This window comes from Gilvimarinus japonicus (assembly GCF_042847215.1).
Lineage (GTDB): Bacteria > Pseudomonadota > Gammaproteobacteria > Pseudomonadales > Cellvibrionaceae > Gilvimarinus > Gilvimarinus japonicus.
In genome coordinates this window covers 3,349,315-3,368,873 of record NZ_AP031500.1, presented here as the reverse complement: position 1 = coordinate 3,368,873, position 19,559 = coordinate 3,349,315, and the positions used below count along the sequence as shown (strand labels likewise).

Genomic DNA, 19,559 nt, shown 5'->3' with positions numbered 1-19,559 from the left:
CTTTTTTATTTTGTGCGCTTGAAAGCGCAGCTTTGGCGTAAGGCTCTGCGTTTTTGCGGTTACGCGAGGCCGTCGTTTGTCGTGACAGCTACCCATAGAATGGCCTAGACTTCTAGCGGAAGCGTTTCCGCTTTATTATTTGGTCGATCTGGGAGTTTCTATGTACGACGGCGAGAGAATCAATAGCATTACCCACCTGGTCGGGGCGGTTCTGGCGCTGGTGGGCTTTGGTGCGCTGTTAACCATCAGTATTCAACAGCTAGACGCCGCGTTGATTGCAAGCTTCGCAGTTTTTGGGGTTACCTTGGTTCTGCTTTACACCATGTCCACGCTGTATCACAGCTTTCGCTCACCCCAGGTGAAAGCCGTGTTTCGCAAGCTCGATCATGTGTGTATTTATTTGCTGATCGCGGGCACGTACACACCCTTTATGTTGGTCACCATCGGGGGCGCTACAGGTTGGATCATGCTGGCGGTTATTTGGGGGCTTGCCGTGGCGGGGTTGTTGCTGGATATCTTGCCTAAAAAGCGTATTAAGTGGCTGCAGATACTTATTTATTTGGTCATGGGCTGGGTGTGCGTGGTGGTTTACCAGGATCTTGCTAAGGGGTTTCCCGCCGCTGGGCTTTACTGGTTATTGGCCGGCGGGGTCACCTATACAGTGGGGGTGATTTTTTACGTGCTTGACGGGTTAAAAAAGTTGCGTCACGCCCACGGTATTTGGCATTTGTTTGTACTGGCCGGATCTTTTTGCCACTTTATCTCCATCGTCGCTTACGTACGTTAGAGAGGCCCGAGGGAACCGCCCTCCAGCCACTGCTGTACTCTGGCAACCTGATCGTCCGAGGTATCTTGATCGGTGGGAAGGTAGATGTCTGGCAGCACGCCAGTGTTGTCGACCGGGTATTGCGGTAGGCGATTACTGCGGGAGATTGCGTACCAGAGCGTGATGCCCGACTCTGGCAACTCGTGAAAGGCCAGGTTGGAGTAATCGAGTGCGCCGCCGGTCGGCTGACCAACCAGTTTAACGCTAAAGCTTTGGCGCACGGTCAATAAAAATTGTTCGCCCGAGCTGTAACATTCCGGACCAATTAAAATTGCCACTCGGTCGGGCCGCTGTGGCTCGGGTGTAACGCGCTCAAAGTGTACGGCTTCGGGCTCGGGGTTAACAAAGGTGCCGGGCGCGGCCTGCTTCATGCGCGTTACGGCAGTCTCTAAGTAAGCCACTATCTCCTCGTTGCCTCCGTTGCGCTGCAACATGTCTTTTACAAACTCACGGCATTTTATATTGTCTGCTGTGGCAAGCCATTGGGTGCCGATGGAGACGTTCTCGTCGGCCACTAACCAAGGCAGTAGACTGTCATAATTATGATCACTGCCACCGGCGTTGTAGCGCATATCAATGATCCAGTTGTTACACTGCTGTAGTAGTGAACGGTGAGCGTGGAGCAGTTGCGCTAAGGGTTCTTTGTAATGATCGTCAAAACTTGGCAGGCGCAGTAATAACGTTTGCTCTGATAATGCCTCGGCACTGGGTGATTCATTTGTATGTTCGCGGGCGGAAAATTCGCTGTCTGGAGTCTCTTGTTGCAAATGCGCCGGTAACTGTAAGCCCATGTGGTTAACCCGAAAGTGCTCAAGGTAACGGTAATAAATAGGGCAGCACTCGCTCCATGTGCCGGCTTGTTGCAGTTGTTTTTTTGCCTTAAGTAAGGCGTTATCAAAATAGGCTGTGCCTTTCTCTGTCAATCGTGTCGGTGCGCCAGCATCGTTCTCGCGAAAAAACTTATCGAGGTAGGTGAGTTCTCGCTCGGCGGCTGCGACGGTAAAGGTTGCAGTGGGTGCTAACATGCAAAACGTTCTTGTTCTATTTAGTCCAATAAGCTTCTCTTGATTGCTTTGTGCCAGCCTTTGATCATGGTCTCGCGAGTGTCGCCGGCCATTGCCGGCTCGGTGCGGCGCTCTAGCGCCCAGCTTGAAGCGATGTCGTCTAAGCTACTAAAGACGCCCAGTTGTAAACCGGCCAAACGCGCGGCACCCAAGGCGGTGGTCTCGATCATCTCGGGGCGCTCGGCGCAGATGTCGGTGACGTCGCTTAAGGTCTGCATGAGCCAATTATTGGCGATCATGCCACCGTCGACGCGCAGGGTGTCCGGGCGCTTGCCCGCGTCGGCGGTCATGGCCTCTAGCAAGTCGTGGGTTTGGTAGCACACCGCCTCTAATGCGGCGCGGGCTATTTCGGCCCGGCCAGTGTTGCGGGTCATACCGCATATTAGCGCCCGCGCATCGGGCTCCCAGTGGGGCGCGCCCAAACCGGTAAAAGCTGGCACTAAATAAACGCCGTGATTACTGTCTAATGATTCGGCTAGAGCCTCGGTCTCGGCTGCCTGCTCGATAATACCGAGCTTATCGCGCAACCACTGTACCGCGGCGCCGGCAATAAAAATTGAGCCCTCTAGCGCGTATTGTGGTTTACCGTTTAAGCGGTAGGCGAGGGTGGTGAGCAGTCGGTGCTCGGAGGCGATAGGTTTATCGCCGGTGTGTAATAACGCAAAACAGCCGGTGCCATAGGTGCTTTTGATCATGCCGGGGCTAAAGCAAGCTTGGCCAATCATAGCGGCGTGCTGATCGCCCGCGACGCCGGCAATAGGCAGTGCCAGACCGTTCAGGCCATCAGTTGTGGTGCCAAACTCGGCGGCGCAATCGAGCACCTCGGGTAGCATAGATTTTGGGATATTAAACAGGTCGAGTAACTCGTCGTCCCAGCACTGCTGGTGAATATTAAACAGTAAGGTGCGGGCGGCGTTGGTGGCATCGCTCGCGTGAACTTTACCGCCGGTAAAGTTCCAGATCAGCCAGCTATCGATAGTGCCAAACGCCAGCTCGCCATGCTCGGCACGCTCCCGTGCGCCCTTAACGTTATCCAGCATCCAGGCAATTTTGGTGGCCGAAAAGTAAGGGTCGAGTAGCAGGCCGGTGCGTTGGCGTACGGTGTCTTCATGACCTTCGGCTTTTAATGTTCTGCAGGTTTCGGCGGTGCGCCGGTCTTGCCAGACGATCGCGCGGCAAATGGGCTTGCCGGTGGTGCGATCCCACACCACCGTCGTTTCGCGCTGATTGGTGATGCCAAGGCCAATCACGCTGCTTGGATCGTCCAGTTCGGCCAGTGCGTCGCGACAGACCTTGGCGGTGACTTGCCATATTTGTTCGGCATCGTGCTCCACCCAGCCATCATTGGGAAAGTGCTGCTCGAACTCACTTTGGGCGCTGGCCAGCGCGCGGCCCTCGGCCGAAAAAACAATGGCACGACTGCTGGTGGTACCTTGATCAATCGCCAGAATGTGGTTGCCCATAGAGATCTCCGCTTAGTTTTATGCCTAGAGCCTAACACGTGATACTGGTTATGCGCTTATAACTGTTTCGCCTTATTATAAATGACAGGGGTAGCTATTAGCAGGCGATTAAACACGCTGGATCGTGGACAATACACCGCGAAGCGATTGTCACCGGAGCAGCATCGGGTACTATCAAGGCCGCCGTGCGACAGTTGCTGACGACGGCTTTAATACCGTGGGCAATGGCAGGCAAGACGATAAGTTGCAAACGCTTGATGCTGTGATCGCGCGGCGACTTAGCCGTTGTGCCAAACAGGTTGGCGAGTACCTGCTGCAGCGTGAAGGGATCGCCCGCGCGAGCGGGTTGATGGTGATTCCGCGGGCCCCTGATTTGTAGGCGGTAGGCTGGTGCGGCCCACGGGACAAGAGTATCCTTAAGCGCTTGCGTTGATCGGTAAAAGGACTTGAAATGATTTTGGAAAAAGCGACACTGGATGTTATTGCACACCAAACTGCGGACTTTGAGCGGGCCTTTTCTGAGGCAGAAACCATTATTGCCGCCATGTCGGGATACGTGGGCCATCAGTTACATCATTGTATTGAGCAACCTAACCGCTATTTGTTGTTGGTGTGGTGGGACACCCTTGAAGATCACACCGAAGGGTTTCGCCAGAGCGCTGAATATCAGCGCTGGCGTGCGCTGCTGCATCACTTTTACGATCCGTTCCCGGTGGTTGAGCACTACCATCAAGTTAGCGGGCCGGAGGCGTGATGCACAAAGTGACAGAAGTGATGGGCGTGCGGCGTGTAAGGTTGGTGTCGCTGGTCAGTGCGCTAGTCTTGTTCGCGGGGTGCGCTGCACCGCGGCAGCCAACGACCGCGAAGCTTGCCAGCGATACTGGCGATTGCATCCGCACCCAGCCACAGGTGGATGATCCAGGAAAGCCTGACTACTTATCGCGTTGCTTGAAGCGGCAGTCTGCCTTACGCAATAGCGGGCAGTCGATTGCTTTTACCTTTTTTGATGGTGTGGTGGGCGCCGTGTTTAACCAGGTTTTTAATGATGCATTTGATCGCCCGTACGAGTGATGGGTTACTCGTACGGACACAGGCCACTACCAAAACCGTACATAAATACCAATGGTAATCGCAACGATAATGGCCGAGTGAACAATATCCCACTTAGAGATGCCCGCGCGTATTTCGGCGCGCTGCTCGGCGCTAATGGAGCCGTAGGTAATGCCGGCCAGCTGTGCCTCGCACGCGGGCTTGGTAAACAAGCTCACCCCCAGTACGATAACGCATACAACAATAAATAGGCCGATGCAGTAGTACAGCCAGTTAACGGTTAATAATTGATGCAGCAAGCCGCCGGTTGGAATGGACTCGGAAAATACCTGCAACAGCAAGCGCGACATACCCAACACAAAGCCCGCTATCAGCCCAACAAACCCGGCCGTGGGGGTGATGCTCTTTGAGAAGGCCCCAAGTAAAAACACCACGGCTACGCCGGGGGCTAATAGCGATTGCACCAGTTGCAAATATTCGTACAAAACATCGGCCACCAGCTGCATCACCGGAATCCAGACGATGCCCAGCGCGACAACAACTAGCGTTGCAAGGCGCCCCACTTTTACCAGTTGCTGCTCGCTCGATTCGGGCCGAAAGCGCTTATAAAAATCGATGGTGAACAAAGTGGCCGAGGAGTTAAACAGCGAGGCGAGCGAGCTCATAAGAGCGGCAATCAGGCCGCCGATCACAATGCCTTTTATGCCCGCTGGCAATAGCGTAGAGACGAGCGTGGCGAACGCCTGATCGGGGCTGTCTAAATTGATAATGCCTTTTTCGTGTAAGGCGAATGCGATCAAACCCGGAAACAAAAAGATAAACACCGGTAACAGCTTTAAGTAACCTGCCAAAATGGTGCCTTGCCGCGCGGCTTTAACCCCCTTGGCCGACAGCACCCGTTGCACAATGTATTGGTCGGTACACCAGTACCAAAACCCGATAATTAATGACCCAAAAATAACGCCGGGCCAGGGAAAGTCCGGGTCAGATGCAGGACGGATCAGGTGCATCTTCTCGGCATTAATGCGTTCCAGCTCGGCAAAGCCGCCCACCGCCTCAAGCCCTGTAACCAAAATAACCACCGAGCCAATAATAAGCACCGGCGTTTGAATAACCGAGGTCCAGAGCACTGCCTTCATGCCGCCAAGCACCGTGTAAATGCCGGTTACCACCACTAAGCCAATGGCCGCCACCCAAAAGAAGTCAAACCCCCATAGAGTGTCGATACCCAGTACGGTTTGTAACACCACGCCACCGGCGTAAACCGTGACCGAGACTTTCGTCAGGACATAGCTCACCAGTGAGATAACCGATAAAAACGTGCGCGATGAGGGGCCGTAGCGTCGCTCTAAAAACTCCGGCATGGTGTAGATTTTACTGGACCAATAGAAGGGTACAAACAGCCAGCCAAGCAAGATGATAATAAACGATTGCAGCTCCCAGTGAGCCATGGCCATGCCGGTTTGCGCGCCGGCACCCGATAAGCCAACCAAGTGCTCCGAGCCGATGTTAGATGCGAAGATGGATGAACCGATTACCAGCCAGCCGGCATTGCGCCCTGCTAAAAAGTAATCGGTGGTATCACGCTCTTTTTGGCGCATGGCGAAACCGACAACAGCGGCTAGAAGGACAAAAAATAACGTGAGAACCCAGTAGTCCAGCGGCGCGAACTCGATCATGGCAACTCCATATTGACTATTATTGTGGGAAGAAACATTTGTTTTTAGTTTTTTAGTAAACCAACCTAGGGCTTATTATATTGTACTATAATATATATTATGTTGTGAAAGTGGCAGTTAGCTTGTTTATCTGGAGGAGGCGGGTGTTGATGGGTGCGAACTCTGACTTTTTGCGCTTTTTCGTGCGGTTTACACGAGTTTTCGAATGTTTTCTTATTTTTATTGGTGGTTTTAAGTGTTGCATATGGTTTTCACTGTTTTTTATAGCTTTTATAAGTAGGATAAATAAGGTGTTGTTGGGTGTTGACTATCTCTCTGTAAGACATTAATATTCTAATTGTAATACAAATAACTGAGGAGAGCCGCGATAGCCCACTGGCGCTATCGCCTGTGTCGACGCTGGTCGGTGCGGTTTGTATTTACTGATAATAATCTAGCTGCAGGCGCAAACCGACGTTTAAGGCCTGTCAAAATAATGAACGGAGAGTAATTATGTTCAAGCGAAGTGTGCTCAGCTCATCCATAGCCCTGGTTGCTGCGTTGGGTTCTACACAGGTTGTCGCTCAGGCCACCAGTGATGATGAGATGGAGATGCTCGAAGAGGTGGTGGTCACCGGCATCCGAGCCAGTCTGAATAAAGCCATCGATATTAAGCGCGACTCCATGCAGGTGATGGACGCGATTATCGCCGAAGACATCGGCAAGCTTCCCGACAATAACGTGGTAGAGTCCCTGCAGCGCGTTCCTGGCGTTCAGGTGACCGACCGCGCCGATGGCGAGATAAATGCCGTTACCATTCGTGGTTTAACTGACGTTAGCACCACCGTCAATGGTCGCACTGTCTTTACTGCTTCTGGTCGTGCCATGGCTTTGGCCGATTTGCCCTCTACTTTGGTATCGCGTATCGACGTGATCAAAAACCGCTCTGCCGGTCAGTTTGAAGAAGGTATTGCCGGCCAGGTCGACGTGCACACCTTCCGTCCGTTTGATTTTGACGGCTCAAAAGTGTCGCTGGCGGCTCGCGGCGTATACAACGAAGAGTCTGAAGAGACAGATCCAGTCCTAAGTGGTCTGTTTAGTAATGTATGGGAAACCGGAGCAGGTGATTTTGGTGCTTTGGTGAACGTTTCGTACGCCAAAACTAACTTTCGTACGCAGTCTGTGACCCCGGGTGCTCAGGTTCCTTTTGTGAACGAAGATCCGATCGCGGAAGGCTATACGCCGCTGCAGCGTATTTTTGATACCAATGTGTGGACTCCCGGTCTGGAGAATGGTCTGCCTTCAGAGGCTGGCTCGACTCTGACGATGGGCGGTGTCGAGCAAGAGTACTACTTAGGCCGCGATGCTTTTATTATGACCGACTATACTGGCGAGCGCGAGCGTACTGCTGCGAATATCTCGCTGCAGTACGCTCCTAATGACTCGTCTATTTATACCTTTGAGTCTATGTACACTGGCTTTCGCAATGATACCTTCAATAATTTGTTCTTTTCGTATGCGGACTGGTGGGGCGATCTGTCCACTTTGGGTAATATTGAAGATACTTTTGAGGTATACGAAGGTACCAATATTATTAAGTCGCGCACTGTTGCTAACCCGCTGGGTAGCTTTGTGAGTGGTGATTTTAACACGGCCGCTACCGACTCGTTTATGCATGCGTTGCGCGGTGAGTGGGATCTTTCGGACAACTTTACCTTAGAGTCTGAGTTGGTTTATCAGGACAGTGAGTTCGAAAACGATTTTATCGCGTCGCGCGGAGCTGACCCGAAGCGCTATCAGATGATGTTGGATTTCACCCAAAATGCCTCTTTGTCCTTCGTGGATGACCCGAATACCCCGGATGTTAACGAGGCTGATCTGACTGACCTGACGCACTATCGCATGGGCCCCTTGTACGACAATGGTGCCCGCAATGAGGGTTCGGCAGTAACTTTTACGGCGGATGGTGAGTACCTGAACGAAGGCGGTTTCTTTCACACCTTTAATTTTGGTGTGCGCTACGATGACCATGATGCTACGGAGTATGGCCGTGATCAGTGGGAAGAGTTTTGTCAGGGCACGGCAGAAGAATGCCAGTTCTCCACTTACTTAGATGACGGCATTGCCTACGTAAACAGTGGTTTTATGGATGGTGAGTACAATGTGCCGAGCACTTGGGCCAATGTGGATGGCCAGTTTCTGTTTGACAACCGTGAGCAGTTCATCAACCTTTATGATGACGGCACCGAAGATGCCATGGATGTTAACCAGCAAAAAACTGAGCAGTTTAACCTCAACGAAGTGAATACTGCTTTTTATGCCTCCGCTCAGTTTGAAGCCGAGTTGGCGGGTATGCGCTTTGACGGTGAAATCGGTGGTCGTTACGTAAATGTTCAGACCGACACCGAGTTTGTGGATAGCATTAATGATGAGCGTAGTCAGGGCTCTACCGAGGTCTCCGAGTTCATGCCGAGCTTGACTGCGCGCTGGCACTTTACCGAAGGCTTGTTATTGCGCTTTAACTACGGTGAAACTCTGCGCATGCCGCTGTTTACCGACCTGAACCCCACGTTCACTTACTTCGATGATCTGTCTAATTTGGGCTACGGTACCGGTGAGGGGGGGAATCCAGACTTGGAGCCGACCACCTCGCAAAATATGGACTTGTCGTTGGAGTGGTACTTCGGTGATGCCAGCTCAGTTTATTTGACTGCATTCCGGCGCGATATCGAAGGTTTGGTTGTCGGCTTCCGCAATATGATTGAGCAGGATGTTCCTGGATATCAAGCGGATCGGTTTGTTGTGTCGCAGCCCGATAACGCTTCTGACGGTGAGCTGAGCGGTGTAGAGTTGGGGGCGAGCTATTTCCCGGAAAATCTGCCGGGTGTTCTGGACGGCCTCGGTGTTCAGGCGGCTTTGACTTTGCTGGACTCCGAGCAAACGATTCCGGTGACGGATGAGTCTGGTGATGTGGTTGGTACCGAAGACACCGATATTGTTGGTGTGTCTGATACCTCTTATAACATCACTTTGGTTTACGAGCGTGACTCGTTCGATACCCGCTTGGGCTATGTATGGCGTTCCGACTTTTACAACAACAACGAAGCTGCTGGTTTTGCGAACCCGCTGGCAGTTTATCGCGACGCTCAGCAATCGCTGGACTTCCAGTTGAATTACAACGTCACTGACGACTTAACCGTTTCGTTTGATGCCACTAACCTGACCGATGAGACATCGCACAGCCGCTACGGCAACAGCGAATATCACACCTTGGGTAACTGGAAGATTGCGCGCACCTTTGCACTGGGTGCTCGTTACAGCTTCTAAAGAAGCGCTAACGGCCGCTGCATTTGTGTCGTAATCGTTATGCCTCGGGCGGCAAAGCCGTGCCGAGGCGCTTATTTCGCTTGCCGGGAGTTTCCCGGCGGCACTTAGATCGGGCTTGCCCCGAGTCCGGTTGCCAGTCAACTCCGGTGGCCGGAGCGGCGTTTGCGCGTCGCACTGTTCCGAATACATGCGGAACAAGTGTTTAGCTGTGATGACGTGTGTCGGCTATGGGCAGTCGGCCGCAGGTAAAATTTGCAGTTATGCATGGTCTCTTCTTTTTGCCCCCGCTATGCGGGGGCTTTTTTGTGCCCGTCTGTTATGTTTAATCCCTGTTGTTTGCTGTTATTTATCGCTAATTACGCTTGATTCAAAGCCGTCTAGCCGATACCTTTAGCGTTTACGGGTATTGAATTGCCCTGTGTCGAGTGAGAGATTACATGGCTGTACTTGAAAGAAATAATAATTTGTCACAACGCATGACCCAACAGTTGGGGCGCGCGATCGTTTGCGGGGACTATAGTCAACACGAAAGCCTGCCAACGGAAGCGGAGTTGTGCGAAGAGTTTGGCGTTAGCCGCACGGCGGTGCGCGAGGCGGTAAAAATGTTATCGGCCAAGGGGCTGATATCGAGCCGCCCGCGTCAAGGCATTCGCATTATGCCCGAGGAAGACTGGAATATTTTCGACTCTGACTTGTTGCGTTGGTCCCTCGAGGGTAACCCCTCGCTTAAAGTGCTAAAAGAGTTCCTGCAAATGCGTATCGCTATTGAACCCGAAGCGGCGGCCTTGGCGGCGAGGTTTGCCCGGCCCGAGCGCATTCAGGCGATTGGCGATGCGCTGGAAGGGATGCGCGTGGCGGCTGAAGCCGGTGAGAATGGCTTAGAGCCTGACATCGATTTTCATATTAGCATCCTGTACGCCAGCGAAAACCGCTTTTACATTCGGATGCGCGATTTTACCCGCACGGCACTTAACGTTAGTATCAGCCACACCAATGTCATTAAGGGTAACCCTGATGGGGTGATCGATGACCACGCTAAGGTGTACCAGGCGATTGCCAGCGGCAATGCCGAGCGCGCCAAAAATGCCATGTTTTTGCTGATTGACGAGGCACTGAGCTTTATTGAGCAAAAGCTGGAGAAGTCTGATTTGGCGTAAAAACGCCGGTTCGTAGGTTTAACCTTCTATATACCCTATAATGTCTGACATCGGGCCACCCGCATTGGGTGGCCGTTTTATTTTTGCTAATTTATGGGGCAAATCATTTGAGTAAACGCCAAGGTCCACCGGTGGACCCTTTCGCCGAGCGAGAGGCGCAGAAGTACGACAATCCTATTCCCAGCCGCGAGGTCATTCTAGAGTTGCTGGATCGGCAGGACGGGCCTGTCACCCACCCCGAAGCCTGCGACTTGCTGGGCATGGAAACCGACGACGACATCGAGGCGCTACGCCGCCGGCTTATTGCCATGGCTCGCGACGGCCAGTTGATCAGTAATCGCCGCGGCGCGTTTGCGCGGGTCGACCGCATGGATATGGTGCGCGCCCGCGTCCAGGGCCATCGCGACGGCTACGGCTTTGCGGTGCCGGTTGAGGGTGGCGAAGATCTCTATCTGCACAACCGCCAAATGCGCAAAGTGTTTGATGGCGATGAGGTGCTGGTTAGGCTGCAGGGTGAGAATTACCGCGGCCGAGAAGAGGGCGCTATTGTTGAGGTGTTGTCGCACAACACGACAACGCTAGCTGGCCGCTTTATCAAAGAGGATGGCGTGCAGTTCTTGCGCCCCGAAAACCGCCGCGTTACCCAAGACATCATGATCGCTCAGGGCGCCGAGATGAACGCCACCTCTGGGCAGATTGTGGTGGTGGAGATTACCCGCCAGCCGGAAAAACAGCGTCCGCCACAAGGTAAGGTGATTCAGGTGCTGGGCGATCATATGGCGCCAGGCATGGAAATCGAATTGTCCATTGAGGCGCATTCGATCCCTAATCAGTGGAGCTACAATGCCCTGAGTGAGGCCGAGGCGCTGCCGAGCGAGGTCGACGAAGACGATAAGGGCGGGCGTGCCGATTTGCGCGATTTGCCCTTTGTCACCATCGATGGCGAAGACGCCCGCGACTTTGACGATGCGGTATTGTGTCAGCCTCGCAAAGGCGGCTGGCGCTTGTTTGTTGCCATCGCCGATGTGTCTCACTATGTCCGCCCCGGCACTGGTTTAGATGACGACTCTAAGCGCCGCGCCACCAGCGTTTACTTTCCCGATCATGTCGTGCCCATGCTGCCGGAGAAGATCTCCAATGGCTTGTGCTCGCTCAATCCGCACGTCGACCGCTTGGTGATGGTGTGTGAGATGAACCTTGATAGCCACGGCAAGGTTACCGGCTATAAGTTTTACGAGGGGATTATTAACTCTCACGCGCGCATGACCTACAACCAAGTGGGCGCGATTATCGCGGGCGACGAGGCGGTTAAAGCTGAATACGCCGACCGTTTGGATGATATTGCAGCGTTGCATAATTTGTACAAAGTTTTGCGCGAGTCGCGCAGCGAGCGCGGTGCGATCGATTTTGAAACGGTAGAAACGCGTATCTTGTTTAACGACGAGCGCAAAATCCAAGACATCGTGCCGGTCAAGCGCAACGACGCCCATAAACTGATCGAAGAATGCATGCTGTGCGCCAACGTCTGTGCCGCACGCTTTTTAGAGCAGCACAAAATTCCCTGTTTATACCGCGTGCACCAAGGCCCGACAGCCGAAAAACTCGAGAATTTACGCGAGTTTTTAGGTGAATTAGGGTTAGGTTTAGGCGGCGGCGATGAGCCAACCTCGGCGGACTATCAGGTATTGATGGAGGCTATCAAAGGCCGTGCCGACGCCAATATGATTCAAACCGTGATGCTGCGCAGCTTGCGCCAAGCGGTGTATCAGGCCGAAAACGACGGTCACTTTGGTTTGGGTTACGACGCCTATGCGCACTTTACCTCGCCCATTCGCCGCTACCCCGATTTAATGGTGCACCGTGCTATTCGCTCGGTAGTGCGCTCCTCGCAAGAGTCGTCGCATGTGGTTCGCGTCGAAGGCGTTAAAGACATCCCCCGCGCAAAAATTTATCCCTACGAGATGGTCGATGTGATTGCTTTGGGCGAGCACTGCTCGCTGGCCGAGCGTCGCGCCGATGAGGCCACCCGCGATGTGGTGAGCTGGCTTAAGTGCGAATACTTAGAGGATAAAGTCGGCGATGTGTTTGACGGCATTATCAGCGCCGTGACCGGCTTTGGGGTTTTTGTCGAGCTAAAAGATATCTACGTCGACGGCTTGGTGCACATTACCGCACTGCCACAAGATTACTACCGCTTTGATCCGGCCAAGCACCGTTTGGTGGGCGATCGTACCCGGCAGGTATTTGGCCTGGGTGACGAGCTGACCGTTAAAGTAGTACGCGTTAGCCTGGAAGAGCGCAAAATCGACTTTGAGCTGGACTCTGTTAAATCCGGTCGGCGCGCCGCCGCCAAAGATAGCCGCGGCTCGGGCAAGGGCAAGTCTGGCGCCAAAGGCAAAAGTAAGGGTAAAAAGCCCGGTTCGCGTGCTGGCGGTAAAGGCAAGGCTGATGAGCGGCAAGGCAAGCGCGGTGGCGGTCAAAAGTCTTACTCGGGTTCAGATAGTAATCGCAAACCACGTAAGAGGAAGCGTTCTAATGGCTCTCAAACCGACTCGTCGGTTCGTAAATCGGCGCAAACTGCAGCAGTTCGACCGGCGCAAGATGGCTCAGCAGCGACGGGCAAATCTCTATTTGCGAAGGCAGCAGCTGGATTTAAGAAGACGCTGGCGAAGTTTAAAAAGAAGTCTTAGGCGCACCAATGCCATGCTGTTCTGGTGCGATAAGTACAGCGGCGGCGCGCCTCCATTGGAGAGCGAAGATTCGTGAGTAAAACCGAAACTCTGTACGGCTTGCACGCCGTCACTACGGTATTGAAAAGCGCCCCAGAGCGGGTGCTGAGTTTAATGGCGCTGCAGGGACGGCAAGATCAGCGGGTGCAAAAAGTACTGCAACTGGCCGCGCAAAACGGCATCTCTGTCGAGCAAGTGGCGCGTAAAAAACTGGATGCCCTGGCCGGTGATGGTAACCACCAGGGCGTTATTGCCCACTGCCGTCCGGGCCAGGCTCACGATGAAAACTTTTTGTACCACTTGCTGGATCACTTAGATGAGGCGCCTTTTTTGTTGGTGCTTGATGGCGTGACCGACCCGCACAACTTGGGCGCCTGTTTGCGCTCGGCTGATGCCGCCGGCGTGCACGCCGTGATCGCCCCCAAAGACAACGCTGCAGGGCTTAACCCCACGGTACGCAAAGTGGCCTGTGGTGCGGCCGAGTCGGTACCGTTTATTCCAGTGACTAATCTGGCGCGCACGCTTACTCAGCTGCAAGAGCGTGGCTTGTGGCTGCGCGGTGCGGCGGGTGAGGCAAAAGCAACAGTGTACCAGTCAGATTTAACCGGGCCTTTGGTGCTGGTGATGGGGGCCGAGGGCAGCGGGCTGCGCCGTCTAACGCGCGAGACGTGCGATGAATTAATAAAAATCCCTATGGCTGGTAGCGTCAGCAGTTTAAATGTCTCGGTGGCTACCGGAGTTTGCCTGTTTGAGGCGGTGCGTCAGCGTAACAGTTGATTTAAGTGGGCACCTTTGTGCCGCTTTTTTGTGCTAATATGCGCGCAAATTGCGCCAAGCGAGGCTGAACGTCATGCATTGTCCATTTTGCAGCGCCGATGAAACCAAGGTGATTGATTCGCGGCTGGTGGCCGAGGGCGACCAGGTGCGTCGGCGTCGTGAATGCTTAGCATGCCACGAGCGCTTTACCACCTACGAAATTGCCGAGCTGGTGATGCCCCGTATTATTAAGCAAGACGGTACTCGCGAGCCCTTTGATGAGGCAAAAATGCGCGCCGGGTTGCAGCGCGCCCTAGAAAAGCGCCCGGTATCTGTGGAGTCCATCGAGAGCTCGATCAACAACATCAAACACTTTTTGCAAGCTACCGGTGAGCGCGAAGTAGGCTCGCGACGCTTGGGTGAAAAAGTGATGGATGAGCTACGAGATTTGGACGAAGTTGCCTACGTGCGCTTTGCCTCGGTCTATCGCAGCTTTAAAGATCTGCACGAGTTCCGCCAAGAGATTGACCGTCTGGAAGCCCACGAGGGCGACCCGGCGATCGAGCAATAGCCGTTATTTGCCCAGATTCGGGCCCGTTTTCATGACAGACACTATGACAATCACCGATCGCGCCTATATGGCCGAGGCGCTGGGCCTTGCCCGCCGTGGCCTTACCACCACAACCCCCAACCCTATGGTCGGCTGCCTGTTGGTACGCGACGGCGAAGTGATCGGCCGCGGCTGGCACGAGCGCGCCGGCGGCCCCCACGCAGAGATCAATGCCCTGCGCGATGCCGCCCGCAGCGCCGGTGGTGACCCGGACAGTCCAGGTGCCTGGCGCGATGCCGCCAGCGGCGCCACCTGCTATGTCACCCTTGAGCCCTGCAGCCACACCGGCCGCACCGGCCCCTGTGCCGAGGCTTTGGTACAGGCAGGTATTGCGCGGGTGGTTTACGCCATGGAAGACCCCAACCCTGAGGTTTCTGGCGCCGGCTTTATGCGCTTGCGCGAGGCGGGTGTTGAGGTGTCTGGCCCCTTGCTGGAAGAAGACGCGCTGGCGCTAAATGCCGGTTTTGTGCGCCGGATGACTCGCGGTCGCCCTTGGGTGCGCTGCAAACTGGCCATGAGCCTGGACGGTCGCACTGCCATGCAAAGCGGCGAGAGCCGCTGGGTAACCAGCCGCCGCGCGCGCGAGGACGTACAGCGTTTGCGCGCTGCTAGTTGCGCGTTGATCTCAGGCGTCGACACCGTGTTAATGGATAACGCCAGCTTAACGGTGCGGCGCGAAGACTGGATAGAAGCGCCCAGCGAGGGAGAGTTGCGCCAGCCGCTGCGGGTTATTCTCGACTCTAATCAGCGGTTAAAGCCCGACTGCGCGTTGGTAAAGAATGCTTCACCTATACTGGTGGTGCACACTGGCGGTGAGCTGCGCCACGAGTGGCCAGAGCACGTCGAGCATATCGAACTACCCGCACTAAAAGGGCGGGTGCGGGTCGAGGCCGTGTTGGATGAGTTGGGCCGTCGTGGCTGTAATAATGTACTGGTCGAGGCGGGCGCAACCTTGGCGGGCAGTTTTTTGCGTCGCGCCCTGCTGGATGAAATTATTATTTATATGGCGCCCAAGCTGATGGGTAACAATGCCCGCGGTTTGTTTGACTTGCCGGTGGATAAAATGTCCGGTCAGTTGCCACTGCACATTAACGATATCCGCGCGGTGGGCCAAGATTGGCGTATCACGGCCGTACCGGATATGGACAGCTAGAGGGCTCGCGATGTTTACCGGAATCATCGAAGCGGTGGGTGAAGTCATTGAATTGACCCCCAACAATGGCGATATTAGCCTGCGCATTCGCACGGGCAAGCTTGATTTGGCCGATGTGGCGCTGGGCGACTCTATTGCCACCAATGGCGTGTGTTTAACGGTTGTCGATTTGCCCGGCGACGGCTTTCGCGCCGATGTATCGCGCGAGAGCTTGGCGCTGACGACGATCGGGCACTGGCGCACCGGGCAAAGCGTAAACCTAGAAAAAGCCCTGACCCCGACTACCCGCCTGGGGGGGCATATCGTCAGTGGCCATGTTGATGGCGTGGGCGAGGTGGTTAGTCGCGCATCGGACGCACGTTCAGAGCGGTTTCGCTTGCGCGCACCCGATGCGTTGGCGCGTTATATTGCGCATAAAGGCTCCATTACCGTCGATGGCACCAGCCTAACGGTAAATAAAGTCGAGGGCGCTGAGTTTGAACTGAATATTGTGCCGCATACCTTAGCGGAGACCGTTATGGGCCGTTATGGTACGGGTAGTAAAGTTAACTTAGAGGTGGATGTGTTGGCTCGCTACCTGGAGCGCTTGCTGCAAGGCGATAAAGCCGCCGCAACCGATGGCGATATCACCCTGGAATTTTTGACAGAGAACGGCTTTAACCGATGATGGAATTGAATACAGTTGAAGAGCTGATCGACGATCTGCGTCAGGGCAAAATGATTATCCTGATGGACGACGAAGACCGCGAAAACGAAGGCGACCTGATTATGGTGGCTGAGCAAGTGCGCGCCGAAGACATCAACTTTATGGCGAGCCACGCGCGCGGTTTAATTTGCCTGACTATTACTCCCGAGCGCGGCCAGCAATTGGGCCTGCCGCTGATGGTGCAAGATAATAAAGCCAAACACTCGACTAACTTTACCGCCTCGATTGAAGCGGCCGAAGGGGTTACTACGGGAATTTCGGCGGCCGACCGGGCGCGCACTGTGCGGGTTGCTGTGGCGGCCGACGCCCAGCCACGCGATATCGTTCAGCCGGGTCATATTTTCCCGATTATTGCTCAGCCCGGTGGCGTGATGAGCCGCGCCGGCCACACCGAGGCCGGCTGTGATATGGCCCGTATGGCAGGTTTTGATCCTTCGGCGGTGATTGTCGAGGTGATGAATCCCGATGGTTCGATGGCGCGCCGCGCCGAATTAGAAGCGTTTGCGAAAACCCACGATTTAAAAATCGGCACCATTGCCGATTTAATTCACTACCGGGCCACCAAAGAGCAAACCGTCGAGTGTATTAACAAGCGCACGGTTGCCACCGAGCACGGTAACTTTGAATTGCATACCTACCGCGATCTAGCTCGTGGCGACCTGCATTTTGCGTTGGTTAAGGGCGAGCTAGAGGCCGAAGACGATACCTTAGTGCGCGTGCATGTGATGGATACCGCGCGGGATTTGTTGGCCATTAAGCGGCCAACGGTCGACGGTGTGTGCTCTTGGACTTACGCCGAAGCACTCAAACGCATCGAGCGCGAGGGCAAAGGGGTATTAGTGCTCATTTGTCACGATGAAGCCACCACCGATGTCGAAGAGTCTATCGATTGGTTATTGTCTGGCCGGCCTCAGCGCCGCAGTCCGGACGTGGTTTATAAGCAGGTAGGCACCGGCTCGCAAATTCTGCGCGATTTAGGCGTACGCAAGATGCGTGTTATGTCTGCCCCGATGCGTTTCTCGGCGCTGTCGGGTTTTGATTTAGAAGTTGTGGGTTACGTCGGCCCTGATGCCGATTAAGCGAATATTACACGGTAAGAGATAGCGATTATGAGCAACACAATTGTTGAAGGTGATTTTTCGGAATCGAGCGGTAAGTACGCCCTGATTGTCAGCCGTTGGAACAGCTTTGTGGTAGAGAGCTTAAAAGACGGTGCGTTGGATACCCTGCGCCGCCACGGTATTAGCGAAGACAACGTCACCATTTACTATGCCCCCGGCGCATTTGAGTTTCCGCTGGTTGCGCAAAAAATTACTGCCAAAGGCGAGTTTGATGCAATCATCGCGCTGGGCGCGGTTATTCGCGGTGGTACGCCACACTTTGATTATGTGGCTGGCGAGTGCACCAAAGGATTGTCGCAAGTATCGCTGAATGCCGGCGTGCCTATTACGTTTGGTGTACTAACGGTAGATTCTATCGAGCAAGCCATTGAGCGCTCGGGCACCAAAGCCGGCAACAAAGGCGTCGAGGCGGCCGCAACTGCACTCGAAATGGTTTCACTGTTAGGTAAGATTTAATGAGCACAACCGATAAACAAGGTCCGTCACCTTCGGCGCGGCGCAAAGCGCGGCACTATGCGCTGCAAGGTTTGTATCAGTGGAAAATGTCGGGCAATAGCGTCAACGTGATTGAGGCGTCGTTTCGCGCCGAGTACGACATGAAAAATGTCGATGTGCCTTATTTTCACGAGCTTTTGCACGAAGTTCCCGCGCGTCTGGACGAAGTTCAAGCGTTGTTTGAGCCACACTTGCAAGACCGCTCATTGGCCGAGCTAGACCCGGTAACCGAAGCACTGTTGCGCCTGTCATCCTACGAGCTTAAGTATCGTATCGATGTGCCCTATAAAGTGGTCATCAACGAAGCGGTCGGCTTGGCAAAAAAATTCGGCGCCACTGACAGTCATAAGTTTGTTAACGGTGTGTTAGATCGAGCCGCCGTGGATGTTCGCGCCCTAGAAGTTAAGGCGCAGCGTCGTTAACCCGGCCAATAAGGATTAACGCGTGAGCGCTGGTGAATTTGAACTGATCAATCACTACTTTAAGCCTGCGCCGGATGCACTTAACCCGGCGTCAGTATTATTGGGTATTGGTGACGATGCCGCGCTGATACAACCGGATGCGGGTCAGGCGCTGGTGGTGGCCGCCGATACTTTGGTAAGCGGAGTACATTTTCTGGCCGATGCGCCCGCCGCTGAGGTTGCGCAGCGAGCGCTGCGGGTTAATCTCAGTGATATGGCTGCCATGGGGGCCGAACCGCGCTGGTTTACGTTGGCGTTGACACTGCCTAAAACGTGGTCCGATGAGACGCGCCGCGAATGGGTTGCTGATTTTAGCCGCGGCCTTAAAGACTGTGCCGATGGCTACGCGTGCAGCTTAATTGGCGGTGATACCACCAGCGGCCCATTGAGCATTAGTATTCAAATGCTTGGGCAGGTGCCAGCCGTTAAAGCGTTACGGCGCGACGGTGCCGGCCTTGATGATTTTGTGCTGGTAACCCACACCCTGGGCGATAGCGCGGCGGCACTTGCGACGTTGGACGAAGACAGCCTAAATGTTGCTGAAGCAGCGCTGGACGAGACAGACCGCGCGTACCTGCAGTCGCGCTACTACCGCCCCGAGCCACGCATTAGTGAAGGGGTTTTGTTGCGCGATATTGCCAGCAGCGCACAAGATATTTCTGATGGCTTGTTAGCCGACCTTGGGCACCTGTGCGAGGCGAGCGATGTTGCCGCCGAAATCGATATTGCCGAGCTGCCTTTAAGTCTAACGCTGCAAAAGTTTGATGTCGGGCAGGCGCAGCGATGGGCCTTAACGGGCGGTGACGATTACGAGCTCGTTTTTACCGTGCCCGAGCAAAATATGCCACAGCTTGCGATGGCGCAGGCTCAAGGCCGTATTCAAGCCACTGTAATCGGCCGTATTGTCAGTGGCGCCGGAGTACATTGCGAATTGGATGGCGCTCCCTTTAGCGTCGACACAACAGGTTACCGACACTTTTAAT

General features: G+C 54.4%; 18 protein-coding genes. 15 read left to right on the top strand and 3 right to left on the bottom strand.

The genetic code is table 11. The annotated features are described in order from the left end of the window. The first annotated feature begins 160 nt into the window (after nucleotides 1-160). Nucleotides 161-787, top strand: coding sequence for a hemolysin III family protein (locus tag ACGHAD_RS14285; RefSeq protein ID WP_382417937.1), 627 nt, complete (start codon nucleotides 161-163; stop codon nucleotides 785-787). Here the strand turns inward: ACGHAD_RS14285 and ACGHAD_RS14280 are convergent. Continuing rightward, nucleotides 784-1,851 carry a S41 family peptidase gene (locus tag ACGHAD_RS14280; protein WP_382417939.1) on the bottom strand — a complete coding sequence of 356 codons (1,068 nt, stop codon included), beginning with the start codon at nucleotides 1,849-1,851 and terminating at the stop codon, nucleotides 784-786. The genes ACGHAD_RS14285 and ACGHAD_RS14280 overlap by 4 nt on opposite strands. Before the next feature lie 20 nt (nucleotides 1,852-1,871). Continuing rightward, on the bottom strand, nucleotides 1,872-3,353 hold the full coding sequence (gene glpK / locus ACGHAD_RS14275; protein ID WP_382417941.1) for a glycerol kinase GlpK: 1,482 nt from the start codon (nucleotides 3,351-3,353) through the stop codon (nucleotides 1,872-1,874). A 124-nt stretch (nucleotides 3,354-3,477) separates the two neighbouring features. Here glpK and ACGHAD_RS14270 point away from each other — a divergent pair, with 124 nt between their 5' ends. The 3 genes from ACGHAD_RS14270 (at nucleotide 3,478) to ACGHAD_RS14260 (ending at nucleotide 4,424) form a co-directional block, all read left to right on the top strand. Continuing rightward, nucleotides 3,478-3,732 carry a hypothetical protein gene (locus tag ACGHAD_RS14270; protein WP_382417943.1) on the top strand — a complete coding sequence of 85 codons (255 nt, stop codon included), beginning with the start codon at nucleotides 3,478-3,480 and terminating at the stop codon, nucleotides 3,730-3,732. 72 nt (nucleotides 3,733-3,804) lie between these two features. Beyond that, the gene (locus tag ACGHAD_RS14265) at nucleotides 3,805-4,107 is read left to right on the top strand and encodes an antibiotic biosynthesis monooxygenase family protein (RefSeq protein WP_382417945.1); all 303 of its coding nucleotides are present in this window, start codon (nucleotides 3,805-3,807) and stop codon (nucleotides 4,105-4,107) included. Continuing rightward, nucleotides 4,107-4,424 carry a hypothetical protein gene (locus ACGHAD_RS14260; RefSeq protein ID WP_382417947.1) on the top strand — a complete coding sequence of 106 codons (318 nt, stop codon included), beginning with the start codon at nucleotides 4,107-4,109 and terminating at the stop codon, nucleotides 4,422-4,424. The genes ACGHAD_RS14265 and ACGHAD_RS14260 overlap by 1 nt, the downstream gene beginning before the upstream one ends. Before the next feature lie 26 nt (nucleotides 4,425-4,450). Here ACGHAD_RS14260 and ACGHAD_RS14255 read toward each other — a convergent pair whose 3' ends face one another. Beyond that, nucleotides 4,451-6,082, bottom strand: coding sequence for a sodium:solute symporter (locus ACGHAD_RS14255; RefSeq protein ID WP_382417949.1), 1,632 nt, complete (start codon nucleotides 6,080-6,082; stop codon nucleotides 4,451-4,453). 492 nt (nucleotides 6,083-6,574) lie between these two features. Between ACGHAD_RS14255 and ACGHAD_RS14250 the strand changes: the two genes are divergently transcribed. The 11 genes from ACGHAD_RS14250 (at nucleotide 6,575) to thiL (ending at nucleotide 19,558) form a co-directional block, all read left to right on the top strand. After that, the gene (locus ACGHAD_RS14250) at nucleotides 6,575-9,388 is read left to right on the top strand and encodes a TonB-dependent receptor (protein ID WP_382417951.1); all 2,814 of its coding nucleotides are present in this window, start codon (nucleotides 6,575-6,577) and stop codon (nucleotides 9,386-9,388) included. A 437-nt stretch (nucleotides 9,389-9,825) separates the two neighbouring features. Further along, a complete protein-coding gene (locus ACGHAD_RS14245) occupies nucleotides 9,826-10,545 on the top strand; it encodes a FadR/GntR family transcriptional regulator (RefSeq protein ID WP_339615791.1) in 720 nt (239 codons plus the stop codon). Between the two features lie 107 nt (nucleotides 10,546-10,652). Further along, on the top strand, nucleotides 10,653-13,235 hold the full coding sequence (gene rnr, locus ACGHAD_RS14240; protein ID WP_382417953.1) for a ribonuclease R: 2,583 nt from the start codon (nucleotides 10,653-10,655) through the stop codon (nucleotides 13,233-13,235). Between the two features lie 72 nt (nucleotides 13,236-13,307). After that, entirely contained in the window at nucleotides 13,308-14,051 is a 744-nt protein-coding gene (gene rlmB / locus ACGHAD_RS14235; RefSeq protein ID WP_382417955.1) for a 23S rRNA (guanosine(2251)-2'-O)-methyltransferase RlmB, read from the top strand. Nucleotides 14,052-14,124: 73 nt separating this feature from the next. Continuing rightward, nucleotides 14,125-14,601, top strand: coding sequence for a transcriptional regulator NrdR (nrdR, locus tag ACGHAD_RS14230; protein ID WP_339615794.1), 477 nt, complete (start codon nucleotides 14,125-14,127; stop codon nucleotides 14,599-14,601). A 43-nt stretch (nucleotides 14,602-14,644) separates the two neighbouring features. Further along, nucleotides 14,645-15,793 carry a bifunctional diaminohydroxyphosphoribosylaminopyrimidine deaminase/5-amino-6-(5-phosphoribosylamino)uracil reductase RibD gene (ribD, locus tag ACGHAD_RS14225; protein WP_382417957.1) on the top strand — a complete coding sequence of 383 codons (1,149 nt, stop codon included), beginning with the start codon at nucleotides 14,645-14,647 and terminating at the stop codon, nucleotides 15,791-15,793. A gap of 10 nt (nucleotides 15,794-15,803) precedes the next feature. Beyond that, nucleotides 15,804-16,460, top strand: a complete 657-nt coding sequence (locus ACGHAD_RS14220) for a riboflavin synthase (RefSeq protein WP_339615796.1) — start codon at nucleotides 15,804-15,806, stop codon at nucleotides 16,458-16,460. Beyond that, nucleotides 16,460-17,578, top strand: coding sequence for a bifunctional 3,4-dihydroxy-2-butanone-4-phosphate synthase/GTP cyclohydrolase II (gene ribBA, locus ACGHAD_RS14215; RefSeq protein WP_339616063.1), 1,119 nt, complete (start codon nucleotides 16,460-16,462; stop codon nucleotides 17,576-17,578). Before ACGHAD_RS14220 ends, ribBA begins: the two co-directional genes overlap by 1 nt. A 30-nt stretch (nucleotides 17,579-17,608) precedes the next feature. Continuing rightward, nucleotides 17,609-18,076, top strand: coding sequence for a 6,7-dimethyl-8-ribityllumazine synthase (gene ribE / locus ACGHAD_RS14210; protein WP_382417959.1), 468 nt, complete (start codon nucleotides 17,609-17,611; stop codon nucleotides 18,074-18,076). Beyond that, nucleotides 18,076-18,537: a transcription antitermination factor NusB gene (nusB, locus tag ACGHAD_RS14205; protein WP_339615797.1), complete on the top strand. Its 462-nt coding sequence runs from the start codon at nucleotides 18,076-18,078 to the stop codon at nucleotides 18,535-18,537. The genes ribE and nusB overlap by 1 nt, the downstream gene beginning before the upstream one ends. A gap of 22 nt (nucleotides 18,538-18,559) precedes the next feature. Continuing rightward, nucleotides 18,560-19,558: a thiamine-phosphate kinase gene (thiL, locus tag ACGHAD_RS14200; RefSeq protein ID WP_382417961.1), complete on the top strand. Its 999-nt coding sequence runs from the start codon at nucleotides 18,560-18,562 to the stop codon at nucleotides 19,556-19,558. Nucleotide 19,559 lies beyond the last annotated feature (1 nt).